We start from the raw sequence: 23326 nt of genomic DNA on the forward strand, positions 1-23326 counted from the left end.
CCCACTTTTCATGAATGCCATAAAAACTCGTCTCACCGCCACGGCCGCACTTTCCACAGTGCTTATCTCGACGTTGACGGCGGCCACCGCAGTAGCACCGTCGGGCATCGCACCAATAGCGGCTGCCCAGAACAGCCAGGACTGCGTGGCCACGATGCTGTCGTCAGAAAGCGCACTGCATGAACCGACGGTGATCGAAAAAGCTCTTCGGTTTCGCCAAGCATGGCAACTGACGACGGGTGCGGGGATTACGGTGGCGGTAATCGATACCGGGGTCTCACCCAATGAGCGCCTGGGCGAGGTTCTCGACGGTGGCGATTTTGTCGACGGCAACAGCGGGTTCGTAGACTGCGACGGTCACGGAACTCTAGTAGCCGGCATTATTGCAGGTCGGCCCGGTGCCGATGGTTTCGCCGGACTGGCGCCCGACGCGCACGTGTTGTCGATAAGGCAAACGGCCGATGGCGAAGGCAATTTGGAGTCGCTGGCACAAGCTATCGACAGGGCCGTCGCGGAGGGCGCGCGGGTCATCAATATCTCGCTCACATCGTGTGCCCCGGCAGGCGTAATGCCCCAAGGTGCAACGGATGTTGCCGAGAGCGTCGCTCGCGCGGAAATCTCGGGCGCAGTAGTGGTCGCAGCGGCAGGCAATAAGGGCGATAGCTGTCAGGACGGATCCGTAGCGTGGCCCGCAGTCCTGCCGGAGGTAATCGCAGTATCAGCAGTACAGTTCGACGATGCTGGCCAAGCACAACCCGCGGAGTATGCAATCACAGGACAATGGGTCAATGTTTCCGCTCCCGGCGGCCCCGTACTCGGCCCCGATCCGCGCACCCCTACCGGTCTCATAGACCGCCACGTGTTCGGGTCCGGGGATAACACCCGAGCTCAACAGATTGCCGGCACCAGCTTTGCCACACCAGCCGTGTCGGGCACAGCTGCCCTACTGCTGGCACGAAACCCAGAGCTTTCCCCAGCACAGGTTCGCGACATCATCCTTAATTCCGCGAGCCCAATTAGTTCCGGGCTCGGCCTTGGTCGCGGCATCATTGCACCTTATGACGCTCTGATTTGGACCACGGTGGACACTGCCGCGCAGCACGCAGCCAACCCCGCGGCCGCACCGGCTCCACCGGATCTGCTTTCTTCGCAGGAGCGCAATGCACCGCTCCGGGCGACTGGACTGCTCCTGATATGCGCACTGGGCCTAGGTGCCTGGCTGCTCTCGCGCCCCAGACAGCGGCCCTAGCGCCGCCTGCTTACTCAGCTCAGGGCCTCCGCGCAACGCGGCCAGCACTTCCCAGTCCACTGGTCGCGTGCCACCGCTATCGGCATTGGTTGATGCATTAAACCCGAGGGCAGCCAACGTCGTGCGATCGTGCACAGCAAAGCGCATCCCCTCTGGCGAAATGACGTGTACGGCCCCATTTACGCTTACTGCAATTGAGCTGCGCTTACGACTGCGACCATCCACGAAACCGTCGACGGCCGCACCCGAACCGTCGGCATGTGGGTAATCCACGTGCCGCCCCTCCGGAGCATGCTGCGACCACTGCACCAGAGCTTGCGGCCGTCCTGCTATCCGGCCGGCACACAACCAGCCATCAGCATCGGCAAACGTCAACGGCTTTTCAGGTAGTCCCGGGACTGCTGGTGCATTCGCAACGGGAACTGCCGCCAGCTGCCCCTCACTGGCCTGCAGAACTGGGCTATGCGCAGCTAATAGCTCTCCTAGCACCGGGGGGAGAATCGCGGCACCGTCGTCAAGCACGATAACGCGCCGCTGCCCGACCTCAACCACATTGCCGACTGTGTCGAATGGAGCGGCGAAGTGCGTGGGTGCGCCGCGGTTCGGGATTGCTGGCGCGGCCAGAATCGGAACCTCCGGAATCGTTCTGAGCAACGCAGGGCTGACAGGCCGGACTGCGGCGCGTTCCAACCCCAGCGCTCGAGAAACAGCGGCGTGCTCCGGGTGGTTGACATCCAGCCGCGAGCGGTAGCCCTGCGTAATCAGCCAGAGGTTTTGGCCATCGGCAACGACGGCACTGTCCGAGTGGGTTCGGGTAAGCTGCTGCGGTTCCCCACGGACTTCTTCAAGACGCGCAAGCGACTCTGCAACAATCCACGGCTGCCCGAGGTCTTGCACCGTCCGCTCGCATAAAGACAGTGCCAACTCCGGCGCACCTGCACTGCCCCTCTTGGCAGCTCCCGAGGCACCAGAGCCTGCCGGCGCGGCCGGAACTGCTGGTGCGCCCTCAATCCCGACAGCAAAACTGATGTCCTCTTTGTCCAACTCGCTACTGCGCACCCGCTTCGGCTCAGCAGGATTGCCCAAAATTAACCGCGCCGATGCGAGATTCGCGACTGGATGCAATCGACCATTGACACGTACATGCAGGCCCTCCGACCCCGATACGACAATCAGCTGCTCATTGGAGCTCGAACCGCCCTGCGGCCGCACCAACGACAGCACCGCAGTGCCGGCGGCCAGTAAAACCACCAGCGCACAGCCGATAAACAGTGCTCGCGTACGCGTGCGCAGAGGATCGTGCAGCATTCGCGAATCCGCACGCACAAGCGCATGCTCAATCCGACGAATCAAGAATCGATGACCGCTGACCTGGCTAGGCGTAGTCGGCGTACGTGGCATGAGTTTCCCCCAAAACTATTCCCCCAAATAATCTCTACCCTGCAGAGTAAGCCAGGCCGCGCTACTGTGCGACCAGGGGAATTTTAGTGGGGAACATATTGGGGGGATTTTCACATGCCATTGTCATTGTGGCTGCTCATTACAGCAATAACCATCACTGCAGGCGCGCATGTCCCTGTGCGCGGCCGCAGCCTTCGCGACCGCCTGCGACGCACCGAACCAGGACAACTCATCGGGCTACGTCTCACGCCAGGCCTGCGCAGCCAGCTAAGCGCTGCGGATATCGTCTCGCTTGCCGACGACAGCCCAGTGACCCTGGATGCGCTGTGCTTTTATCACATTGCGCCGGAAGTCCGCGGAGAGCATGCGCACCGCTACTTCCGAGCAGCCGAGCGCTCCGGCACAGCCCCTGAACCCTGGACACATCTGGTGGCAACTCTTCCGGTGGAAGCCTCCGCTGACAAAGCCCTACGCTTCCTCATCCACCGGCTGGGAACCCTTGGTATTCGCGCACGGCGATTGACGGCACCGGAATGTGCTCTGACTGAGAGCTCTGCGGAGGTCGTGCAGCTACGCCGCACTGGACGCTCTCATCATGTGGCGGCGTTGGGACGCAAACCGCACCTGTGGTTAAGCCGACAACGTGACATCGCTATCACTAATGGTCCGGCGCAGGTCATAGGGGCCGGGAGCAGCGGACAAACCATCACAATGTGTCCCGCGAACCTCCCCCGATTGGAGGTCGACTGCGGCAATCAGGACATTTGTGAGCTGCTCATCGGAATGCTCTCGCTCGGCTATCGAGTCGGAATTCGCACGTCCCGTCCACATTTCTATACTGTGGCTCTTGATTTGGGCGCAGTACTTCTCGCTCGAGCTGGAGACGACACCGTCGATGTGGTTGTTGTCGAAGAGTATGAGCCCGACCTGTGTACTGGAATCGCCAGAATCATCGAGGTCAGTCGTACAGGTTCGCCCACGGAAGCAGCGGAAATGCCAGCTTCGTGCCCTCGACTGGCGATGGGCGAATTCACCTGGACGCTATCTACCGCCCGCACTACCGATGAACTGCAGCCACTAGCTATGCGGGCAACTAGCGGTTCAGTCCCGGAATCAACGCACCCAAATCTGGCAGACCGCCCGGCGCCTGGGAGCCGTCAGGCTCACCCTGCTGCGCCGAGTCATTCGGAGCGCCATTTTCTTGGCCACCCGGCTGACCGCCTGCTGCAGGAGGCACATCCTCCTTCGGCATCTGTGCACCGGTGACATTGCCATTGTCGATAGTGGCAGCGCCCGCTGGTCCCGAGCACTCCAGAGTAGACGGGCCATAGGCCGCGCAGTTGTAACCGAATGCGCTCAACTGAGAATTCGCTGGCAGCGTCTTCATCTCACCCGCCGGCGGGAACGTAAGGACCTCGTAAGTAACTCCCCCCGGGTTCCAGGACACAGCATTGGCGGGAACCTTGTTTCCCGTGCCGTCATCGACCATCGGAGGATTGGCAAGATTCACCTGGCAGGCCAAGTAGGCGTCACCGCTCAGATCGTTGAGGAAGCAACGTGTCGTGCCATCCTCCAACTGAAAGAGTCGAGTATTTGGGCCGTCCGCCGGGGTGTAGTCCGCATCATTGACCTGGGTGATTGCAGGAGTTTCCGTCGGCGTCTCTGATTTTGTCGGTGTCGTCGACTCCTCAGTCGATTTCGGCGGAGTCGAGGATTTGGTCTTTGCGGAAGAACTGACGGAGCGATTCGAGACTTCCGGCTTAGCCGGCTCGTCGTCTCCACATCCGGCCAGCGCGAAAGTCATCATCACACCGGCTGCGATCGTTGCCATAAATTTATTCATCCGCATGGTGTCCTAACCTACCCGACCATCGCTCCATCCCCTAGTAGCCGAGGGAGGAATTACTTCCGGAGAACTAGCTCGCATCTCGTCGATGCGTTCTGGCGTAATCACGTCATTGAAGGCGAAGATAGTTACTTCCCTATCTCGATAAACAGGGGTTACCCCTGGAGCTACCCAGAGCCCTTCACCAGGAAACTCTAAATCCTCCTTGGAATCCCAAATACCCGGGGGTGACAAATAGATGAATCCCACGTTCAGCTTTCGGGCTGAGCGATCGACATCGTTCACCCCATCCGGCCGATCGGGGTCTGGAAAACCGAGGTAATCAGCGTGCCAATACAGCATTGAGGTAGCAGTCCACTTATTCGCCACTGGCCAATCATAGTGCGGGAACACTACCGGCAAGTCATTGCGAGCGTACATCCAGCTGGACCCCTCCGGCGGATTGGTAAACGTGCGGTACTTATGTGCCTCCGGCTGCTCGGCCAACCAATCAAATGCCTTTAAGTCAGCCTTGGAAATGATTTGCCATTCCCTAGGGCTCTTGTAGGCGAAATCCGCAGCGCTAGCATTAGACGCCACTCCATAGACCACAAGTACAGCAGAGCTCACCGTCGCTAAGCTCAACCCCAGAACTCGCCCCGTCGATGGCACTTTTGACTCACTAATTCGAGCCGCCCACGCGCAGCCCCACGCAACGGCGATACCCGCAAGCGCGGAATACAGGTACGCGGTGACCATCACCAACCGGTGAGGCGTCGAATAGTGAAGATCCGTATACAGCGCGAGAATATCGCCCGGCACGCCACCAAAATGATTGAGCGCGTGGGTCGTCATCAACACCGAAACAAACCAGGCCGGTACTACCCACACCCGTCGGCGCGAAGTATCCGCGAAAACCAAAAACGCCATCCCGATGAAACCGAGGATGATGATTGGCCAGAACGGCCGGAATTCCTCAGTGTGGCGGGTCAGCATTGTGGCGCCTCGATACCACGCATCGAAACGATCGAGGTCGTCTACTTCAGCGCTAACCGCGCGCACATCCTCGGTCTGAGAAGTTCCCGTAAGCCACTGCGGCAGTAGTACTGCCACTGCTGGCACAAAGGCGGCTGCAATCACCGCGACGTCGTAAAGCTTGGCGCGAACCGCACCCAGTTCAGGATGCGCGGGACGCGGCAGGCGGTAGCACAACCACCAAATTGCACCGAGCATAACGACTGTAGGCACCGATGCCGGATGGAGCTCTCCGATACCGATTATCGAAAGCGCAGCGCTCAAGATGCGCTGAGGTGCGTGTGGGAGCGACGTAACAAAGGCAAAAACGGTAATCGCTAGCGCAATCGAGACCTGGTACGGCCAGGCCCCCACGAAGACCCCGACGGGCATCAATACCGGAAGCGCTGCGGAAACAAGCGCCGCAACCCCCGCAGCAACGGCGGTGGACAGCTTTCGGCGATCAATAATTCGCCAGGTCAGCGCCGCAGCCGCCGTGGGTATGGTCACGGCCGGAATGATAATGCCGAGGTAATTGACCGCCTCGGTGATTGGTAGACGGACAATCAATATCCAAAGCGCACCGAACGCATGCCATGCGGCGGGATAGTAGGACACCGCCTGAGTTTCCACATTCTGGATCTCGCCCATTCTAGTGGCCGAGGCCATGCCGTCTTCCGTAATCGAACGGAGCACACTTGCATGCCAGAGTGTGTCCCAGCCTTGCTGGATGGTCGCCATCCCCTCGGACATTGAAGCGATGCGGCCGATAGCGGTCCACGTGAGAACCGCCGCTGCGATGATGACTCCGATACTTGCGATTAGCCCATAGCCCAACTCGCGCCATCGACTTGCGGCGGGCGGCTGCGTCTCGGCCGACACTGAGCGATCGACACTACCGCGCCGCCGCCGAATCAAAGCGCTGCCGCCACTCCAGCAAAGCGCGAGAAGTAGTGTCACGGCCCAGCAGATAGACGCACTGACCAAGGTGAAGCGCACATCGATAGCGCCGAGCGCCCACCCTGCGGTACCTGCGATACCAAACGTCACCGCAGGACCGAGGGCCAGCGCCCACGGAGTACGAACGCCGCTGGCTCTCACTACAACAGCGCCGGGGATTACGAGCAGCGCAACCAAGCTAACAATTGCCCACACCACTACCGAACACTCCTCCTACGGTCACTTTCTTCAGGGAATATTACCGAGAGCTTGTACATTTAAGCCTCGTCCACATCTGTCCGGGCATCACGACGCTCGCGGGTCTGCTCCGCCCTGGCCGCCAAATCAGCATCGCCGGGGTAATCAACACCTACCAGGCTGAGCCCACGCGCCTCTGCCACCGGGACCAACGGGGAACGCTTCTCTTCACTCAACAACTGTTCAGTGAATCCAACCGCACGTCGCCCCTCACCGACACTAAGGCAGGCCCCAACCAGTGAGCGCACCATAGACCAGCAGAACGCGTCGGCAGTCACATGGGCCTCGTACAGCTCTGGTTCTTCCCGCGTAGATACGTCGAACCACTGGAACTGCTGTAAATCTCTAGTGGTCGTCGCATGCGGCTTGTGTCGGCAAAAAGCGGCAAAGTCATTGAGCCCCAGTAGGGCATCAGCCGCCACCTGCATGCGGTTGATGTCCACTGACCGCCGCCAGTGGGCCGTATCGCGAGCACGGGTAGGAAGCGGGCCACTGACGCAACTAGTGACACGGTAGACATAGTGCCGACGTAACGCGGAAAAGCGGGCATCGAAACCCGGGGGCGCAAACGAGGTGCCCCGAAGCGTCACGTCCGCGGGCAATAGTCGCGCTACACGACGAACCAAATTACCCGGATCCCCTGCGATAGAACGTGTGTCTAAACAGGCGACAGGAACATCTGCGTGAGCCACCTGCCCGGAGGCATGGACACCAGCATCTGTACGACCGGCCACAGTCAGTTGCACTGGAGTGCGCAACACCTTCTCCAGAGTGGATTCCAACGTCGCCTGCACAGTCCGCACCGGTTCTCCCGTGGGCTTATCGCGCTGAGCAGCCCAACCGTGGAAATCTGTCCCGTCATAGGCAATGTCAAAACGCAACCGAACCAGGTCGGAGTCGGTGCTCCCCATAGCAGCACAATCGGGAGAATCGCACGGGGTATCCGGAGTCGTTGGAGTAAGTGATGTCACGGTTAACAGATTGTAGCCGGGACCCCGGATTAGAGAATCAGCAGTTTCCACCGCAGGGTCTCCGTATGGCTCTCAATGTTGGTGCGTAATCCGTCGGTGTAACCGGAGGCAGAACTGGAGTCGGGCGCTATGCACCGTCGTCAAGCACAAAGAACCCCCGGAAGAGCGTTCAGATATGAACTGCTCAACGGGGGTTCAAAGCTGTGACGGTCAGAAGCCGTCGGCGAGGGGAATTACTCCTCCTCTGCAGCCTCAGCCTCAGTAGCCTCAGCCTCTTCGGCCTTTGCCTCTTCAGCCTGCTTGGAAGCAGCAGCGCGAGTTGCGCGAGTTGCCTCAGCAGTTGCGGTCTCTTCCTCAACCAGAGCGATCAGAGAGATCGGGGCATTGTCGCCCTTGCGGTTACCCAGCTTGATGATGCGGGTGTAGCCGCCGTCGCGATCAGCGAACTGCGGACCGATCTCGTCGAACAGCTTCTTAACTGCGTAGTTGTCGTTAAGCAGCTTTGCAACGTTGCGGCGATCTGCGAGAGTGCCGCGCTTTGCCTTGGTGATCAGCTTCTCAACGTACGGACGCAGCAGCTTGGCCTTGGTGTCGGTGGTCTTAATCTTGCCGTGCTCGATGAGCTGCTTCGCGAGGTTGGCCAGAATCTTCTTCTGGTGCGAAGCGGAGCCGCCGAGACGGGAACCCTGCTTAGGGGTAGGCATAGGTATCTCCTCGTTTTAATGAAGTCGCGTCGGTGAACTACTCGTCGTAGCCAGCGCTTGCGCCATCAGTCCAGTCAGCGTCATCGCCCGAGGCAGCGTCCAAATCAGCGACAGCAGCCGGGTCGAAGTTGTTCGGGGAATCCTTCAGAGCGAGGCCAAGCTCAGCGAGCTTCTCCTTGACCTCATTGATGGACTTGTCACCGAAGTTGCGGATATCCAGCAGATCCGACTCGGTACGAGCAGCGAGCTCACCGACAGTGTGGATCTCCTCACGCTTGAGGCAGTTGTAGGAGCGCATAGAGAAGTCCAGATCCTCAATCGGAGTCTGGTACGCAGCGACATCCTCAGCCTCGCGCGGGCTCGGGCCAATCTCGATGCCCTCAGCAGCCTCGTTCAGCTCACGTGCCAGACCGAACAGCTCAACCAGAGTCTTGCCTGCCGACGCCATTGCGTCGCGGGCGGTGATCGAGTTCTTGGTCTCGACATCGATGATCAGCTTGTCAAAGTCGGTGCGCTGCTCAACACGAGTAGCCTCCACCTTGTAGCTGACCTTCAGAACTGGCGAGTAAATCTGGTCCATCGGAATGCGGCCGATTTCGCCACCGGAGTTCGGGGTCGCCGGCACGTAGCCACGACCACGCTCAACGATCATCTCAATATCCAAGCGACCGGAATCATTGAGAGTAGCAATGTGGTGATCCGGGTTATGAATCTCCACACCTGCTGGGCACTCAATGTCTGCAGCGGTCACCGCACCTGCACCTTCGCGACGCAGGTAAACGGTAGCCGGCTCATCGAACTCGCTCGAGAGCACCAGACCCTTGATGTTCAGGATGATGTCGGAGACATCTTCCTTCACGCCCGGGATAGTGGTGAACTCGTGCAGCACACCGTCAATGCGGATGCTGGTGACTGCAGCGCCCGGAATGGACGACAGCAACGTACGACGAAGAGAGTTACCGAGGGTGTAACCGAAACCCGGCTCCAGCGGCTCAATGACGAACCGGGAGCGAGAGGAATCAATGTAGTCCTCAGTCAGCGTTGGGCGCTGGGAAATGAGCATTTTCGAAAATCCTCCAGGTGGCGACCGCTATATGACGCCATAGGGAATGAATGGATGCAAGCGAAGTTGGTTATTACTTCGAGTAGAACTCGACGATCAGCTGTTCCTGAAGCGGAATGTCGATCTGTGCGCGTTCCGGGGTCTGGTGCACGAGGATGCGCAGGGACTCAGGAACAACCTGAAGCCATGCCGGGACGACAGCGTCGACCAGGTTCTCCTGTGCCTCTTCGAACCAAATCATCTTCTGCGACTTCGGGCGCACGTCGATGATGTCGTACTGGCTTACCTGGAAGGACGGCACGTTGATCTTCTTACCGTTAACGGTGAAGTGGCCGTGGGAAACCAGCTGACGAGCCTGGCGACGGGTACGAGCCAGACCAGCGCGGTAGACAACGTTGTCGAGACGCGACTCCAGCAGGACGACGAGGTTATCGCCAGTCTTGCCCGGACGACGGTGAGCCTCGGCGTAGTAGCGACGGAACTGCTTCTCCATCACGCCGTAGGTGAAACGTGCCTTCTGCTTCTCCTGGAGCTGGAGCAGGTACTCCGACTCCTTGATACGAGCGCGGCCAGCCTGCCCCGGAGGGTAGGGACGACGCTCAAAGTTCATGTCGCCACCGACGAGGTCGACGCGGAGACGACGGGACTTACGGGTTGCGGGACCGGTATAACGGGCCATTTCTGTTCTCTCCTTACCCTATTCCTAGACGCGACGACGCTTCGGCGGACGGCAGCCGTTGTGCGGCTGAGGGGTCACATCCGAGATCGAGGACACCTCAAGGCCAGCGGCCTGGAGGGAACGGATGGCGGTTTCGCGGCCCGAACCCGGACCCTTAACGAAAACGTCAACCTTCTTCATACCGTGCTCCATGGCCTTACGAGCAGCGTTCTCGGCGGCCATCTGAGCAGCGAACGGAGTGGACTTGCGAGAGCCCTTGAAACCGACGTGACCAGAGGAGGCCCACGAGATAACAGCGCCCTTCGGGTCCGTGATGGACACGATGGTGTTGTTGAAGGTGGACTTGATGTATGCGTGGCCCTGAGCCACGTTCTTCTTTACAACGCGACGGCCGGTACGACGGCCGCGTGCGGACTTCGGAGCTGCCATGTTTTACTTCTTCTTTCCGGCGATCGTCTTCTTCGGACCCTTACGCGTACGAGCGTTGGTCTTGGTGCGCTGACCACGGACTGGCAGGCCACGACGGTGGCGCAGACCCTGGTAGGAACCAATCTCAATCTTGCGGCGGATATCAGCCTGAACCTGGCGGCGGAGGTCACCCTCGACCTTCCAGGTAGCTTCAATCACGTCACGCAGCGCAGCAACCTGCTCATCGGTGAGAGCGTCGGTGCGCAGATCCGGAGAGATGCCGGTCTTCTCCAGCAGCTCATTGGCACGGGCAGGGCCGATGCCATAGATGTAGGTAAGAGCGACCTCCATACGCTTGTTGCGTGGCAGGTCAACTCCAGCAAGGCGTGCCATACGGCAATTTCCTTCCGGTTGATGCGGTGGTTTACTCCACTGCCATCCTTCCCAGACCCGGCTTACTCGGTCGGATGCCGAGTCGCGCAGGTGTTATAGAAAGGCTCCAGCCACCGTTGCCGGAGGTATTCTCGCTTACTTCTGTGGAAAAGCTTTCATAAAGAACCACCGCGCCGAACTGCTGAGACACCAGGTCTCAACATCACGCGGCCGTCACCAGAAGCAGCTAGGACGGTGGAGTTTCTGTCTAGTTAGTAAATAAGCCCATAACCACTACCAACAGTGGTCAGGTCGATTTACTTGTAGCGGTAGACGATTCGCCCACGCTCGAGATCGTACGGAGAAAGCTCCACTACGACTCGGTCTTCCGGGAGAATACGGATGTAGTGCTGGCGCATCTTGCCACTGATATGGGCGAGCACCTTGTGCCCGTTGTCCAGCTCCACTCGGAACATCGCGTTCGGCAAGGGCTCGACGACGCGACCCTCAACCTCAATTGCGCCTTCCTTTTTAGCCATGTCCTCCACGTCTCTCTGGCGGATACCCGGGACAATCCCGGCACCAGTTGGGAAATCTCTACTCTGCCTGGTGTTTTAGCAGTTCCGTGCAGGGATAATCATCACTGCAGCGACACTGCGCCCACACCATCGCCCAACTTTACACGCGACCTGCGTTTTTACCAAATACGACCGCTGTGGAGCCGCTTGCAAGCGATGGCAGGCGGACTCTCTCCCCGCGTTCAGAATTCATCGCAGCCTTTATGGCAACATTCTGACCTTTCGCGTGGCCCCTCCCGCACTAGTTATTCATATCGAGGAGTCAAAATACGGGGGCCGTCCGCTGTGGCGGCAACTGTGTGCTCCCAATGGGAGGCCGGCATTCTATCGGCGCTGACAACCGTCCAGCCGTCGTCAAGCTCATCACTACCCCACTCGCCGCCGAGAATGAGCATCGGTTCAATGGCCAATACGGAGCCTTCGACGATGCGGGGCCCCTTTCCTGCTTTGCCTTCGTTGGGAAGGAAGGGATCCATGTGCATCTCGCGCCCAATGCCGTGCCCGCCGTATCCATCGACGATGCCGAGTTCAATATCGTGGCGCAGTTCAGCCTCACGGGTGGCCATTTCAAGCGCATACGAAATATCGGTGAGGCGAGCGCCCGGCACCATGGCCTTAATACCTTCGGCGAGGACCTCTGATGTCGCAATGTTCAGTTTTTCGACATCGTCACTCAGCTTTCCGACGCCGAAAGTAAGTGCCGAATCGCCGTGCCAGCCATCCAGGATTGCGCCACAGTCAATTGAGACTAAATCACCATCGGCGAGAACCGTAGACGAAGACGGAATGCCGTGGACAATCACTTCGTTCACTGATGCGCAGACAGATGCCGGGAAGCCTTCATAGCCAAGGAAGGACGGCGTTGCGCCAGCATCGATAATGACCTGGTGCGCAATCTCATTGAGATCTGCCGTGGTGACCCCTGGCTTAGCGGCGTCTCGGCAGGCTAGCAATGCACGACCGACGATCTCGCCGGCCGCTTGCATCGCATCCAATTCTCCCTCGGTGCGGGCAGGAACTACTTTGCGGCGGCGTCGAAAACTCATCACGCTGGTTGAGTCTACTCTGCCCCAGAAGGGAACCACCGGCTAGCTGTACCCCGCCACCTACGAGGGCGCCGCTCGGATCGCTGCCACTTCCGAGAAATTTACACCCAAAGATGAGCTGCCCTACGATAACTGGCATGCATTCACTGTTGAAGTCCGCGCAGACTGCGGGCGTTGTTATTGCTGCCAGCTCGCTTTTCCTGGTTGGCGCATGCTCAAGCAACCCCGAGCCGTCGCCGGCGCCGACTGTCCCCTCCACTTCCCCTGCCGCGGAATCGCCGGAGGCCCCTGGAAGCACCTCGGGTTTCATGGGCGCCTCTGCACTGCCTGAGTCGATCCAAAACTTCACACCTGATGCAATTAAGGAGGCGATTGGCAGCTGCGTCGAGTCGGATGACTCTAAACCCGTCATTTTTGGCAGCGAGAGCGTACATGGCTTCACCTGCGTAATGGCGGTTGGCGACGGTGGCACCGCAATGCTCAGTACGGCCGAGGACCCGGCCACTGTCGAGCGCATTAACGAAAAGGCTGAGTCTGTCGAAAACTACGCACCATACGAGCTACCCGGCAAGCACGCATTTAGCGGCATCAGCAAGGGGTCCCCTTTCGTTATGGTTATCGACGAGGATAACCGCATCTACCAAGAGTTCGTTTTCGCGAATATTGGCACCGAGGCCGCACAGCCACTTATCGACGAAATCATTCAGGACTTCCAGTAGCCCTCACTATCGGCTGCCCCCCCCTGCCCCAGCCCAGCCCCAACAGCCACACACAAAAGCCGCCCTTCCAAACCTCAACGGTTCGAAAGGGCGGCTTCAACAACCATCTACAACCGGCAAACCCATCGGCCCCAGCCAGCGAAAAAGCTAGAGCGTCTAGTTACCCGGCGCGCCAGGAGCTTAGTTCAGCTTCTCCAGCTCAGCCATCGTGCGCTCGTTAATCTCCTCAACGGACCCCTCAGCGGCAATCTTGATGATCTTCTCCGAGTAGTAATCCAGCAAAGGAGCGGTCTCATTGGTGTACACATGCATGCGGTTGCGGATGACCTCTTCAGTGTCGTCTGCGCGACCACGGGCCAGCATGCGCTCGACGACGACATCCTCAGAAACGTCGAACTGTACGACCGCATCCAGCTCAGTGCCGAGGTTGGACAGCAGACGCTTCAGCTCTTCTGCCTGACCAACAGTGCGCGGGAAGCCATCCAACAGGAACCCCTTGGCAGCGTCGTCCTCATTCAGACGGGACTCGACCATACGCACAGTCACGTCATCCGGAACAAGGTTGCCGGCGTCGATGTAGGACTTCGCCTCAATGCCGAGCGGAGTGCCTTCACCGATGTTTGCGCGAAACAGGTCACCGGTGGAAATGTGCGGGACACCGAGCTTCTCCGAGAGGATAGCTGCCTGAGTGCCCTTGCCTGCACCGGGAGGACCTACAAGTACGAGTCGCATTACTTCAAGAACCCTTCGTAGTTACGTTGCATCATTTGGCTTTCAACCTGCTTGACCGTCGTCAGCGCAACACTGACCAGAATCAGCAGGGCTGTACCTCCAAACATACCGCCTGTACCGGAGTTCGCGTCGCCAAGCCCCATATCAAGAGCGACATTTGGCAGAACAGCAATCAGCGCCAGGTACAGCGAGCCGACAGTCAGCAGGCGAATCAGGACGTAGGACAGGTATTCAGCAGTCGGACGGCCCGGGCGGAAGCCCGGAATGAATCCACCGTATTTCTTCATGTTCTCCGCCTGCTCGTGCGGGTCGTACTGCACGGAGGTGTAGAAGAAGGAGAAGAAGATGATCATCAGGAAGAACAGCAGAATGTACTGCCAACTGGACGGCGCCAGCAGGTACTGAATGACATTGCGCTGCCACCAGTTGTCCATGTTCGGATTCGACTGACCGGACTGAACAATCTGGGTAATCAGAACCGGCACGTAAATCAGCGAGGACGCGAAGATGACCGGGATAACGCCGGCCTGGTTCACCTTCAGCGGCAGGTAGGTGGAAGATCCGCCGTACTGGCGACGACCAACCATGCGCTTTGCGTACTGCACCGGAATACGGCGCTGTCCCTGCTCAATGAAAATAACGCCGATGATGAGAATCAGCACGGCAACAATCACGGTGGCGAACACGACACCGGTAGTGGAGCGCAGAATGTTCGCTCCCTGCGCCGGCATACCAGCGGCGATACCAGAGAAAATCAGCAGTGACATACCGTTGCCGACGCCCCGGTCAGTGATGAGCTCACCCATCCACATGACCAGCACGGCACCGGAGGTCATCACAACGACCATCACCACGAGGTCAAAGACACCCGCATCCTTAACCAGCAGCGACTGCGAGCCGCCCAGCAGGGCGCCACGGTCTGCCATGGCCACAATGCCCGCAGACTGCAGCAACGCCAACGCTACTGTGAGGTAGCGGGTGTACTGGGTCATCTTTGTCTGACCCGACTGCCCTTCCTTCTTCAACTGCTCGAAGTGTGGAATCACCACCGTGAGCAGCTGGACGATAATCGAGGCCGTAATGTACGGCATAATGCCGATGCCGAAAATCGCCATCTGCAGCAGAGCGCCACCTGAGAACAGGTTAATCAGCGAGTAAACGCTGGACTGATCTTTCGAAATCTGCTCGAGCTGCGCGTTGACCAACTGGTAGTCGATACCAGGGGTTGGAATCTGTGAGCCGATTCGGTACAGAATGATCATCGTCAGAGTGAAGAAGATCTTCTTACGCAAATCGGGATCGCGCAACGCCGCAATGAGACCGGAAGCCACGTGCATCCTCCCGAGGTCAAGAAATCCGCTTCTCCCACGCTTTTCCCGAAAGACTTACCCGCTTAGCCGCCAGTAGTCTCCCGCTTTAGTTAAGCAACGCGGATGACGTATTCCTCAAACCTTTAATTGACAGTATTTGACGTAGTGAGTCTACCAGCGTTTCTCCACATCGTCGCAATACGCCTCCATATCACCGTTAGTACAGCGCTCCGCTCATCACCTCTTTTCGCTTGACGACGATCCCAGCGCCTCTCCTCTCTGGGCCCATGCCGCCCTCACCGTGCACCACCCAACTTTCTCAAACAAAACTTGAACAGTGTTAAAGTTTTGCTCTGTGAGTACCTACAGCATCCGCATGCGATCTAGCGCCGATGGCTTCCATATCTCTGGCGCTGAACGTCTTGCACCGGCCACCGAACTATCTCAGCTAGCGTCTGCAATGGCTAGCCGTGCACTTCACCACGACAAGGGGCGAGCCGACACAATTCACATCACTGCGGACAAGATTGATGAGTCGACCATCAGCACCGTGCCCGCGTTAACTCCTCTTCTAGAGTCGAACCCCAGCCCTGGTGACGCACGCAGTCTCATTGCTCAACGCCTACGCACTGCAGGTATACAGGCAGCCGATATCGCCGTCGAGATGGCCTATTCACTCACAGGTCTCCGCGGCGCCGCCCTCATCGACGCCTCCTCCGGTGAGCGGCTCGACCCAAACCCTGCCCGCGGTGTACGGGTTTCCACTTTTGATGCCATCTCGCACCCCAGCAAGGACTGCACCAAGGATCATTTTCACGAGGCACTCATCCTCGCATCTAAAGTTCACAGCGCCCCGGGTATCGTCGCAGAAATCTGCCTCTCCGATGACCCCTTTTACACGCGCGGATATCTCGCACTGGACGGAGTCTTCCACCGTATCCCAAATATCAAGGACCACGGCAGCACTCTTGGTACTCGCATCTTCATCGTTGAACCCGGCACCGATATCCCCGAGCTAATCGATTACCTGGAGAATGCGCCGGTCTACGTCGAGCTCCCTTCTGACGCCAGTTCCTCGCCGGACGCTACCGCTTCCAACAGCGACCTCTCAACAATCGCCGCCCAAAGGAACACTGCCTGGGCCGCTGAAGGACTTGCCCGCACACTGCGCACCTTCGAAACCGCACAACTGCCACACAGCCGAATTGACGGAGCCGACTATCTACTATTTTCTTCTTCGGACTACCTCGGCCTGTCCACGCATCCCGAACTCATCTCAGCTGCCACCGAGGCAATTGGATATTTCGGTACCGGGTCCGGCGGCTCTCGCCTAACCACCGGCACTAGCATCCACAGCGCACTTGAGAATGAACTCGCGCGGTTCTTCGGTTTCGACGATGCCGTTCTCTTTGCTACTGGCTACCAGGCGAACCACTCAACCATCGCTGCCATCGCCACCGCCGACGTTGAAGTCTTCTCCGACGCCGCCAACCATGCTTCTATCATTGACGGATGCCGCAATGCCCGAGCTAAAGTCACGGTCTTTCCACACACTGACTACCAGGCACTCGATGATCTCCTCGCAGCGTCGAGCGCCCGCCACAAGCTTGTCATCTCCGACTCCGTGTTCTCTATGTCAGGCGAGGTTATTGACGGCCCCGCACTCGAGCGCACCTGTCGCCGTCGCAACGCATGGCTGATGCTTGACGACGCTCACGGCGTCGGCGTTATCGGAGAACAAGGTCGTGGCACTGCAGCGCACCTGGGCATTCGCCCCGACATTGTGGTCGGCACCGCGAGCAAGGCTCTCGGTGCCGAAGGAGGATACGTTCTCTGCTCGGCACCAGTTGGCGAACTGCTACGCAATCAAGCCCGTAGCTTCGTGTACTCAACGTCCATGAACCCCGGTTCCGTCGCAGCTATCCGCGCCGCGTTGAAGCAGTTGGAGGCTGGGGACGTCGTCAGGCGATTGCAGCGTAATATTGCGCGCGTCCGCTCCCTGGTTGGCGCACAGTCAGACCCCGCATCTGCGATTATCCCGCTGCCCGTTGGCGACGAGGCCGAAGCGATGGAGGCCTCAGCGAAGTTGGCGGAGCGTGGCGTGTTCATACCTGCAATTCGCTATCCGACGGTGCCCCGTGGTGAGGCAATGTTGCGATTGACCATTACAGCGCTCCATACGGACGCTGACATCGACCGACTGGAGCAGGCTCTGCGCAACACCGGCCTGCTGTAAGCGGGCGGTTTGCGCTGCCCTCCCCTCCCCTTTCCTCCCTTTCAATACAAAAAGAGCTCTTAACCACTTGGGTTAAGAGCTCTTTTGTTAAAGCTTAAATGCTTTAAGCCTCAGTGACAGAGCCGCCTGCAGCCTCGATCTTGGACTTTGCGGAGCCCGAGAACTTGGTTGCGGTGACGTTGACGGAGACGTTGATGTCGCCGTCGCCGAGGACCTTCACCGGCTGGTTAGCGCGGACGGCGCCCTTTGCAACCAGGTCGGCGATGGTGACGTCGCCACCGTTCGGGAACAGACGCTCCAAATCCGAAACGTTGACCACCTGGAAGGTGACCTTCGCCGGGTTCTTGAAGCCCTTCAACTTCGGCAGACGCATGTGAAGTGGCATCTGGCCACCCTCGAATGCTGCCGAAACCTGCTTGCGGGCCTTGGTGCCCTTGGTGCCGCGACCAGCGGTCTTACCCTTGGAAGCCTCACCACGGCCGACGCGAGTCTTCTTCTTCTTAGCACCCGGAGCCGGGGCCAAGTCGTGGAGCTTAATTGGTTCGCTCATGGTTTACCTACTCCCCCGCTACTTCTTCAACCTCGACCAGGTGACGCACAACGTTCACGAGACCGCGCACAGCCGGAGAATCCGGGCGGACGACGGAATCGTTGATGCGCTTCAGGCCGAGGGTGCGCAGCGAATCCTTCTGCTTCTGCTTGGTACCAGCGGTACCACGGACCTGGGTAATCTTCAGTGCCATGGAAATCACGCTCCCTGACCTGCGCGTGCGCGCAGCATACGTGCCGGGGTAACCTCTTCGAGGGACTTGCCACGACGTGCGGCGACCTCTTCAGGGCGGACCAGCTGCTTGAGAGCATCAACGGTTGCGTGAACAACGTTGATGGAGTTGTTGGTACCCAGCGACTTGGACAGAACATCCTGAACACCGGCGCACTCGAGAACCGGGCGGACAGCGCCGCCGGCAATCAGACCGGTACCCGGAGCAGCCGGGCGCAGCAGCACGATGCCAGCAGCGGTCTCACCCTGAACCGGGTGGGTGATGGTGCCAGCAATCATCGGGACGCGGAAGAAGTTCTTACGAGCCTCTTCAGCACCCTTCTGGATAGCTGCCGGTACTTCCTTGGCCTTGCCGTAGCCGACGCCGACCATGCCCTCGCCGTCACCGACGATGACCAGAGCGGTGAAGCTGAAGCGACGACCGCCCTTGACGACCTTGGAAACTCGGTTGATAGTTACTACGCGCTCGATGTACTGCGAACGCTCGTCCTGCTGGCGACGGTCGTTACCGCGGCCACCACGACGGTTGTTGTTCTTGTTGTCAGCGGAGTTACGTCCGCCTTCGCGCTTATCGCGTTCCGACATCACGCATTCCTTCCGTTGGACTTGTAAGTGCGCATTAGAACTTCAGACCACCTTCACGGGCAGCCTCGGCCAGAGCAGCAACGCGGCCGTGGTACTGGTAGCCACCGCGGTCGAAAACGACCTTCTCGATGCCAGCATCCTTAGCGCGAGCAGCAATCAACTCGCCGACCTTGGCGCTCTTGGCCTTCTTGTCGCCCTCGAAGCCACGGAGATCTGCGTCCAGAGTGGAAGCAGCGGCCAGGGTACGACCGATGGAGTCGTCGATAACCTGAGCGGTGATGTGGCGGGAAGAGCGGTGCACGACGAGGCGCGGTGCCTCGGAGGTGCCGCGGACGTTCTTGCGCAAGCGTGCGTGACGGCGGGCACGGGCGACACGACGACGAGTCGAGATGTCCTTGCCTACCGGGAGGCGCTTTTCGTTGGTGTTGCTCATTACTTACCCGTCTTTCCGATCTTGCGACGGATCTGCTCGCCATCGTAACGAATGCCCTTGCCCTTGTAAGGATCATCCTTACGCAGACGACGGATGTTAGCTGCGAGCTGTCCGACCTGCTGCTTATCAATACCTGTAATCGACAGCTTGGTGGTGCCGTCGACGTCGAAGGTGATACCTTCCGGTGCTTCGATCAGGACTGGGTGCGAGTAGCCCAGGGAGAACTCGAGGTCCTTGCCCTTCTTGGCGACACGGTAACCGACACCGAAGATTTCCATCTTGATGGTGTAGCCCTCGGTCACACCGACAACCATATTGTTAATCAGCGAACGGGACAGGCCGTGCAGGGAGCGGCTCTTGCGGTGGTCGTCCGGGCGGTTGACCACAATCTCATTCTCCTTCAGCTCAACGGTGATTGGAACCGGGATAGAGACAGACAGCTCGCCCTTCGGGCCCTTGACGGAAACGTCCTGGCCGTTGACCTGGGCAGTAACGTTTGCCGGGACAACGACAGGGTTCTTACCAATACGAGACATTGTGTAGTTCCCCCTTTACCAGACGTAAGCGAGGACTTCCCCGCCAACCTTCTTCTCGTAAGCCTGACGGTCAGTCAGCAGGCCCTGAGACGTGGAGATGATAGCCACGCCCAGGCCACCGAGGACCTTCGGCAGGTTAGTGGACTTTGCGTAAACACGCAGACCCGGCTTGGAGACGCGACGCACGCCAGCGATCGAACGCTCGCGGGACGGGCCGTACTTCAGGTTCAGGGTCAGGGTCTTGCCGACCTTGGCATCCTCGACTGCGTAGTCCGCAATGTAACCCTCAGACTTGAGGATCTCGGCGATGTTAGCCTTCAGCTTGGACGACGGCATCGAGACAGAGTCGTGGTACGCGTTGTTAGCGTTGCGCACGCGCGACAGCATGTCGGCGATTGGGTCAGTCATGGTCATGGTTAGTGACCGCTTCCTTTCTCGCTGCGGTTCCTTCCCACCTCGTGGCTAACTCCAATGACCGCGCAAACAGCAACTGTCACACGGCGAAAGCTTAAGTTGGAGCGAGTACCAATATCGTGATTCCGGCGATTTAAGGGCTACTGTTCGCCAACTCGGTTCAATAGCCGAGTCAGCTCGCCACCCAGGTGACGCCAGAGACGATGCGAGGCGAGGGGCCTACAGCAAAGTTCTTACATTTTTACTGCCGCACCTCTTATAGAGGGCAGACCTGGTGATACTAACAAATACCGGCCGAAATGCAAAAACGCCGCAGACGGACGTTAGTCCGCTCGCGGCGTGAAGCCCCACCAATTAGCAGTGGAACTCAATTCCTAGCCGATATGGCGCCGGCTAGAGGAAATTAGTAGAGCTGGTCGGCGATGATGTTACCCATTGCCTTTTCACCAGCCACCGTCGGGTGGTTGGTCATCGGGCCCATCACCGGGTCTGCGAAACCAGCGACGAAGCGCTCATCCGGGTTCGGGTTGCAGGTACCGTGGCCGAGGGTTGCCTCGTAGACGTCAATGAAGCCGGCACCTACATGCTGAGATGCGGAGCGAATGCTGTCACGGAATGCACCCTGGATCTCGCTGGCACCCGGTGCCGGGATCGGGAAGGTCTGGTCCGAGGTGTTCACCAGGCACAGCTGGTCATCAGTGGCGTACTCAGGGTACGAAGCCAGGACGACCTGAGCGCCCGGAGCAACCTGGTGGACGCGGTCAGTGAACTGACGCAGCGTCTGCTTGAACGCAGAAGGAGCCTTGGGGTCCGGCTTTGCGACCAGCTCGCCTGCCACGTCAACCCACTGGACCCAGTCCATGCCGCCGTACATCAGGACAACCTTCTCAGTGCCCTCTCCGATGTCGCCGTACTGGATGGAAGCTTCCAGGTATGCGAGGAGCTGACCCGGGAAGCCGCCAAGACCGTTACAGGACCAGTCACCCAGGGACTTGTTCAGCTTCGTAGCTGCTATCTTCGGCCAGTTTTCCATGTCGGTAGCGCAGTTGGCGACCAGTACGTTCTGCCCCGGCGCCAGGCCACGCGGACCACCCTTACCGGCATTAGCGGTGAAGGAGTCACCGAAGGTGACGATCTGCTTGACGCCCTTCGGGCCGGTGTCGCCGATACCCGGAATCGGAATGTTCGGCATTTCCGGCATTGCTGGCTGTGCGTTGGCAGCACCTGCACCCAAGCTCAGACCCAGAGCCGCAACAGTTGCAATAGCAGCCGAGCGGACGGCCACGGAGAAGTTCTTCATGTAGTTAATCCCTTTGCGTTTTAACTTAAGAACCGCTCTGTGTAGAACCACTGGCTCAATCACACAGAAGCTGAGGTCACTTAAGTCTTGCCCAAATTGATAACGACCACAATGCATTTTGGCGGCCGTCACTATGACGAATGGCAGTTTACAACGAAATCATCACAAACGCCTAACTTTCAACTGAGAAACCTTGTGGCTTTACTAATTTTCAACCCCCAAAAAGGGTCAACTTTCCCACCGGCAACACTGGTAACTTTTACGCAGATCCCGCACAGCAACCTCACTCCCCCACGGACATAAGCAGTTAACAGAGCAGCAAAAAGCCCCGGAGGCCAAGCGGCATCCGGGGCTTTAGGCAAAAGCTACCGAAGAGGCAAAACTACTTCTTGAACGGGAAGCCCAGCTCGCGCAGCAGCGCGCGGCCTTCCTCGTTGTTGGTAGCGGTGGTCACGACGGTGATGTCCATACCGCGCGGGCGGTCGATCTTGTCAACGTCAATCTCGTAGAACATGGTCTGCTCAGACAGGCCGAAGGTGTAGTTACCGTGACCATCGAACTGCTGATCAGACAGACCGCGGAAGTCGCGGATTCGCGGCAGAGCCACGGTCAGCAGACGATCCAGGAACTCCCACATACGGTCGCCACGCAGGGTGACGCGAGCGCCGATGGCATCGCCTTCACGGAGCTTGAAGTTAGCGATCGACTTGCGAGCGCGACGGGTCTCCGGCTTCTGACCGGTGATCAGAGTCAGGTCGTTGATAGCACCGTTGATCTGCTTCTTGTCCTGAGCAGCAGCGCCGACGCCCATGTTGACGACGACCTTGGTGACGCCCGGAATCTGCATGACGTTCTCGTAGGAGAACTCTTCCTGCATCTTGCCGCGAATCTCATCGCGGTAACGGGCCTTCAGACGAGGGGTGTAATTTTCGCTCATGCTTAGATGTCCTTCCCGGTACGGCGGGAGATGCGAACCTTCTTGCCATCCTCATCGAAGCGGTAACCAACGCGAGTCGGGGTACCATCTTCGTCGACCAGCATGACGTTCGACACGTGAATCGGAGCTTCCTGAGTGACAATGCCACCCGAGGATGCACCGCGCTCCGCAGCGGAGTTTGCAACGTGCTTCTTGATACGGTTAACGCCCTCGACCAGGACCTTGTCGCGCTTCGGGTAGGCCTCGATGACCTTGCCCTGAGCACCCTTGTCCGGACCGGAGATAACCAGCACGGTATCGCCCTTACGGATCTTCACTTAAATCACCTCCGGTGCGAGCGAGACAATCTTCATGAACTTCTTGTCGCGCAGTTCACGCGCGACCGGGCCGAAAATACGGGTGCCCTTTGGCTCACCGTCGGCCTTGATGATGACAGCTGCATTCTCGTCGAACGAGATGTAGGAGCCGTCCGGACGACGGGTCTCCTTCTTCGTGCGAACGATGACTGCCTTAACGATTTCGCCTGCCTTGACGTTGCCGCCCGGAGTAGCTTCCTTGACAGTTGCGACAATGGTGTCGCCAATGCCAGCGAAGCGTCGGGTCGAGCCACCGAGAACGCGGATGCACAGAATTTCACGTGCACCAGTGTTGTCGGCAACGCGCAGACGGGATTCCTGCTGAATCACTGCGTTTCTCCTGACCTGGTTGCATTGTGCGTCAGATTTCCGTCCTAAACGCACGCGGTCTTTATGTCTTGCGTTTACGCTTTACGACGGAAGCACCTGCTAGAGGTAGCTTTCCTATCGCTTTGACCTCGTGCTTACTACGGTTCTAGA

The 23326-nt window shown here is 58.8% G+C and carries 26 protein-coding genes and 1 pseudogene; 5 read left to right on the forward strand and 22 right to left on the reverse strand.

Annotated elements, in window-relative coordinates; all coding sequences use genetic code 11:
• Nucleotides 1-10: 10 nt before the first annotated feature.
• Nucleotides 11-1249 carry a type VII secretion-associated serine protease mycosin gene (mycP, locus tag HMPREF2820_RS07280; protein WP_246822239.1) on the forward strand — a complete coding sequence of 413 codons (1239 nt, stop codon included), beginning with the start codon at nucleotides 11-13 and terminating at the stop codon, nucleotides 1247-1249.
• Here the strand turns inward: mycP and eccB are convergent.
• Nucleotides 1208-2650 carry a type VII secretion protein EccB gene (eccB, locus tag HMPREF2820_RS07285; RefSeq protein WP_070603533.1) on the reverse strand — a complete coding sequence of 481 codons (1443 nt, stop codon included), beginning with the start codon at nucleotides 2648-2650 and terminating at the stop codon, nucleotides 1208-1210. The genes mycP and eccB overlap by 42 nt on opposite strands.
• 114 nt (nucleotides 2651-2764) lie before the next feature.
• Between eccB and HMPREF2820_RS10705 the strand changes: the two genes are divergently transcribed.
• Entirely contained in the window at nucleotides 2765-3916 is a 1152-nt protein-coding gene (locus HMPREF2820_RS10705; RefSeq protein WP_083308449.1) for a hypothetical protein, read from the forward strand.
• A gap of 589 nt (nucleotides 3917-4505) precedes the next feature.
• On the opposite strand, the gene HMPREF2820_RS07295 is transcribed toward HMPREF2820_RS10705, so the two are convergent.
• The 9 genes from HMPREF2820_RS07295 to map all read right to left on the reverse strand — a co-directional run bounded on the left by HMPREF2820_RS07295 (nucleotide 4506) and on the right by map (nucleotide 12507).
• Nucleotides 4506-6647, reverse strand: coding sequence for a DUF6541 family protein (locus HMPREF2820_RS07295; protein ID WP_070603535.1), 2142 nt, complete (start codon nucleotides 6645-6647; stop codon nucleotides 4506-4508).
• Nucleotides 6648-6706: 59 nt separating this feature from the next.
• Nucleotides 6707-7597 (reverse strand): tRNA pseudouridine synthase A, encoded by an 891-nt coding sequence (locus tag HMPREF2820_RS07300; protein WP_070603536.1) that lies wholly within the window; start codon nucleotides 7595-7597, stop codon nucleotides 6707-6709.
• 293 nt (nucleotides 7598-7890) lie between these two features.
• Entirely contained in the window at nucleotides 7891-8361 is a 471-nt protein-coding gene (rplQ, locus tag HMPREF2820_RS07305; RefSeq protein WP_016422080.1) for a 50S ribosomal protein L17, read from the reverse strand.
• A 37-nt stretch (nucleotides 8362-8398) separates the two neighbouring features.
• Nucleotides 8399-9424, reverse strand: a complete 1026-nt coding sequence (locus HMPREF2820_RS07310) for a DNA-directed RNA polymerase subunit alpha (protein WP_016422079.1) — start codon at nucleotides 9422-9424, stop codon at nucleotides 8399-8401.
• 73 nt (nucleotides 9425-9497) lie between these two features.
• Nucleotides 9498-10103: a 30S ribosomal protein S4 gene (gene rpsD / locus HMPREF2820_RS07315; RefSeq protein ID WP_005509964.1), complete on the reverse strand. Its 606-nt coding sequence runs from the start codon at nucleotides 10101-10103 to the stop codon at nucleotides 9498-9500.
• A 24-nt stretch (nucleotides 10104-10127) separates the two neighbouring features.
• The gene (gene rpsK / locus HMPREF2820_RS07320) at nucleotides 10128-10532 is read right to left on the reverse strand and encodes a 30S ribosomal protein S11 (RefSeq protein WP_016422078.1); all 405 of its coding nucleotides are present in this window, start codon (nucleotides 10530-10532) and stop codon (nucleotides 10128-10130) included.
• 3 nt (nucleotides 10533-10535) lie between these two features.
• Nucleotides 10536-10904 (reverse strand): 30S ribosomal protein S13, encoded by a 369-nt coding sequence (gene rpsM / locus HMPREF2820_RS07325; protein WP_005509836.1) that lies wholly within the window; start codon nucleotides 10902-10904, stop codon nucleotides 10536-10538.
• 296 nt (nucleotides 10905-11200) lie between these two features.
• A complete protein-coding gene (infA, locus tag HMPREF2820_RS07330; RefSeq protein ID WP_016422077.1) occupies nucleotides 11201-11422 on the reverse strand; it encodes a translation initiation factor IF-1 in 222 nt (73 codons plus the stop codon).
• Between the two features lie 284 nt (nucleotides 11423-11706).
• Nucleotides 11707-12507 (reverse strand): type I methionyl aminopeptidase, encoded by an 801-nt coding sequence (gene map / locus HMPREF2820_RS07335; protein WP_049190406.1) that lies wholly within the window; start codon nucleotides 12505-12507, stop codon nucleotides 11707-11709.
• A gap of 137 nt (nucleotides 12508-12644) precedes the next feature.
• Between map and HMPREF2820_RS07340 the strand changes: the two genes are divergently transcribed.
• The gene (locus HMPREF2820_RS07340) at nucleotides 12645-13226 is read left to right on the forward strand and encodes a hypothetical protein (protein WP_070603537.1); all 582 of its coding nucleotides are present in this window, start codon (nucleotides 12645-12647) and stop codon (nucleotides 13224-13226) included.
• A 180-nt stretch (nucleotides 13227-13406) separates the two neighbouring features.
• Here HMPREF2820_RS07340 and HMPREF2820_RS07345 read toward each other — a convergent pair whose 3' ends face one another.
• Both HMPREF2820_RS07345 and secY read right to left on the reverse strand, forming a co-directional pair.
• Nucleotides 13407-13958 carry an adenylate kinase gene (locus tag HMPREF2820_RS07345; RefSeq protein WP_005509947.1) on the reverse strand — a complete coding sequence of 184 codons (552 nt, stop codon included), beginning with the start codon at nucleotides 13956-13958 and terminating at the stop codon, nucleotides 13407-13409.
• On the reverse strand, nucleotides 13958-15289 hold the full coding sequence (gene secY, locus HMPREF2820_RS07350; protein ID WP_088611995.1) for a preprotein translocase subunit SecY: 1332 nt from the start codon (nucleotides 15287-15289) through the stop codon (nucleotides 13958-13960). Before secY ends, HMPREF2820_RS07345 begins: the two co-directional genes overlap by 1 nt.
• 355 nt (nucleotides 15290-15644) lie before the next feature.
• On the opposite strand from secY, the pseudogene HMPREF2820_RS11135 reads away from it, so the two are divergent.
• Nucleotides 15645-16304, forward strand: a pseudogene (locus HMPREF2820_RS11135) (6-carboxyhexanoate--CoA ligase); the annotation flags it as partial.
• 78 nt (nucleotides 16305-16382) lie between these two features.
• On the forward strand, nucleotides 16383-17504 hold the full coding sequence (locus HMPREF2820_RS11140) for an aminotransferase class I/II-fold pyridoxal phosphate-dependent enzyme (RefSeq protein ID WP_371456011.1): 1122 nt from the start codon (nucleotides 16383-16385) through the stop codon (nucleotides 17502-17504).
• Between the two features lie 103 nt (nucleotides 17505-17607).
• Here the strand turns inward: HMPREF2820_RS11140 and rplO are convergent, their stop codons facing one another.
• From rplO to rplN, 10 genes are all read right to left on the reverse strand, one after another.
• Nucleotides 17608-18054, reverse strand: coding sequence for a 50S ribosomal protein L15 (gene rplO, locus HMPREF2820_RS07360; protein WP_016422071.1), 447 nt, complete (start codon nucleotides 18052-18054; stop codon nucleotides 17608-17610).
• Nucleotides 18055-18061: 7 nt separating this feature from the next.
• Nucleotides 18062-18247 carry a 50S ribosomal protein L30 gene (gene rpmD / locus HMPREF2820_RS07365; protein WP_038629359.1) on the reverse strand — a complete coding sequence of 62 codons (186 nt, stop codon included), beginning with the start codon at nucleotides 18245-18247 and terminating at the stop codon, nucleotides 18062-18064.
• Between the two features lie 5 nt (nucleotides 18248-18252).
• Nucleotides 18253-18870 (reverse strand): 30S ribosomal protein S5, encoded by a 618-nt coding sequence (gene rpsE, locus HMPREF2820_RS07370; RefSeq protein WP_005510059.1) that lies wholly within the window; start codon nucleotides 18868-18870, stop codon nucleotides 18253-18255.
• Nucleotides 18871-18904: 34 nt separating this feature from the next.
• Nucleotides 18905-19303 carry a 50S ribosomal protein L18 gene (rplR, locus tag HMPREF2820_RS07375; RefSeq protein WP_005510009.1) on the reverse strand — a complete coding sequence of 133 codons (399 nt, stop codon included), beginning with the start codon at nucleotides 19301-19303 and terminating at the stop codon, nucleotides 18905-18907.
• A complete protein-coding gene (rplF, locus tag HMPREF2820_RS07380; RefSeq protein WP_070603539.1) occupies nucleotides 19303-19839 on the reverse strand; it encodes a 50S ribosomal protein L6 in 537 nt (178 codons plus the stop codon). The genes rplR and rplF overlap by 1 nt, the downstream gene beginning before the upstream one ends.
• Nucleotides 19840-19854: 15 nt before the next feature.
• Complete coding sequence (rpsH, locus tag HMPREF2820_RS07385; RefSeq protein WP_005509822.1) at nucleotides 19855-20253, reverse strand: 30S ribosomal protein S8; 399 nt, start codon at nucleotides 20251-20253, stop codon at nucleotides 19855-19857.
• 403 nt (nucleotides 20254-20656) lie between these two features.
• Nucleotides 20657-21553: a GDSL-type esterase/lipase family protein gene (locus HMPREF2820_RS07390; RefSeq protein ID WP_070603540.1), complete on the reverse strand. Its 897-nt coding sequence runs from the start codon at nucleotides 21551-21553 to the stop codon at nucleotides 20657-20659.
• 382 nt (nucleotides 21554-21935) lie between these two features.
• Complete coding sequence (gene rplE, locus HMPREF2820_RS07395) at nucleotides 21936-22490, reverse strand: 50S ribosomal protein L5 (protein ID WP_005509901.1); 555 nt, start codon at nucleotides 22488-22490, stop codon at nucleotides 21936-21938.
• A gap of 2 nt (nucleotides 22491-22492) precedes the next feature.
• On the reverse strand, nucleotides 22493-22807 hold the full coding sequence (gene rplX / locus HMPREF2820_RS07400) for a 50S ribosomal protein L24 (protein WP_005509963.1): 315 nt from the start codon (nucleotides 22805-22807) through the stop codon (nucleotides 22493-22495).
• Nucleotides 22808-23176, reverse strand: a complete 369-nt coding sequence (rplN, locus tag HMPREF2820_RS07405; RefSeq protein ID WP_070438093.1) for a 50S ribosomal protein L14 — start codon at nucleotides 23174-23176, stop codon at nucleotides 22808-22810.
• Between the last annotated feature and the right edge of the window lie 150 nt (nucleotides 23177-23326).

The organism is Corynebacterium sp. HMSC064E08 (assembly GCF_001811805.1).
Taxonomy (GTDB): Bacteria; Actinomycetota; Actinomycetes; order Mycobacteriales; family Mycobacteriaceae; genus Corynebacterium; species Corynebacterium jeikeium_D.

Excerpts from the sequence above, each read along its gene's own strand:
- mycP (WP_246822239.1), top strand. The coding sequence starts at position 11 with ATGAATGCCATAAAAACTCGTCTCACCGCCACGGCCGCACTTTCCACA.
- eccB (WP_070603533.1), bottom strand. The coding sequence starts at position 2,650 with ATGCCACGTACGCCGACTACGCCTAGCCAGGTCAGCGGTCATCGATTC.
- HMPREF2820_RS10705 (WP_083308449.1), top strand. The coding sequence starts at position 2,765 with ATGCCATTGTCATTGTGGCTGCTCATTACAGCAATAACCATCACTGCA.
- HMPREF2820_RS07300 (WP_070603536.1), bottom strand. The coding sequence starts at position 7,597 with ATGGGGAGCACCGACTCCGACCTGGTTCGGTTGCGTTTTGACATTGCC.
- rplQ (WP_016422080.1), bottom strand. The coding sequence starts at position 8,361 with ATGCCTACCCCTAAGCAGGGTTCCCGTCTCGGCGGCTCCGCTTCGCAC.
- HMPREF2820_RS07310 (WP_016422079.1), bottom strand. The coding sequence starts at position 9,424 with ATGCTCATTTCCCAGCGCCCAACGCTGACTGAGGACTACATTGATTCC.
- rpsD (WP_005509964.1), bottom strand. The coding sequence starts at position 10,103 with ATGGCCCGTTATACCGGTCCCGCAACCCGTAAGTCCCGTCGTCTCCGC.
- rpsK (WP_016422078.1), bottom strand. The coding sequence starts at position 10,532 with ATGGCAGCTCCGAAGTCCGCACGCGGCCGTCGTACCGGCCGTCGCGTT.
- rpsM (WP_005509836.1), bottom strand. The coding sequence starts at position 10,904 with ATGGCACGCCTTGCTGGAGTTGACCTGCCACGCAACAAGCGTATGGAG.
- infA (WP_016422077.1), bottom strand. The coding sequence starts at position 11,422 with ATGGCTAAAAAGGAAGGCGCAATTGAGGTTGAGGGTCGCGTCGTCGAG.
- map (WP_049190406.1), bottom strand. The coding sequence starts at position 12,507 with ATGAGTTTTCGACGCCGCCGCAAAGTAGTTCCTGCCCGCACCGAGGGA.
- HMPREF2820_RS07340 (WP_070603537.1), top strand. The coding sequence starts at position 12,645 with ATGCATTCACTGTTGAAGTCCGCGCAGACTGCGGGCGTTGTTATTGCT.
- HMPREF2820_RS07345 (WP_005509947.1), bottom strand. The coding sequence starts at position 13,958 with ATGCGACTCGTACTTGTAGGTCCTCCCGGTGCAGGCAAGGGCACTCAG.
- rplO (WP_016422071.1), bottom strand. The coding sequence starts at position 18,054 with ATGAGCGAACCAATTAAGCTCCACGACTTGGCCCCGGCTCCGGGTGCT.
- rpmD (WP_038629359.1), bottom strand. The coding sequence starts at position 18,247 with ATGGCACTGAAGATTACCCAGGTCCGTGGTACCGCTGGTACCAAGCAG.
- rpsE (WP_005510059.1), bottom strand. The coding sequence starts at position 18,870 with ATGTCGGAACGCGATAAGCGCGAAGGCGGACGTAACTCCGCTGACAAC.
- rplR (WP_005510009.1), bottom strand. The coding sequence starts at position 19,303 with ATGAGCAACACCAACGAAAAGCGCCTCCCGGTAGGCAAGGACATCTCG.
- rplF (WP_070603539.1), bottom strand. The coding sequence starts at position 19,839 with ATGTCTCGTATTGGTAAGAACCCTGTCGTTGTCCCGGCAAACGTTACT.
- rpsH (WP_005509822.1), bottom strand. The coding sequence starts at position 20,253 with ATGACCATGACTGACCCAATCGCCGACATGCTGTCGCGCGTGCGCAAC.
- HMPREF2820_RS07390 (WP_070603540.1), bottom strand. The coding sequence starts at position 21,553 with ATGAAGAACTTCTCCGTGGCCGTCCGCTCGGCTGCTATTGCAACTGTT.
- rplE (WP_005509901.1), bottom strand. The coding sequence starts at position 22,490 with ATGAGCGAAAATTACACCCCTCGTCTGAAGGCCCGTTACCGCGATGAG.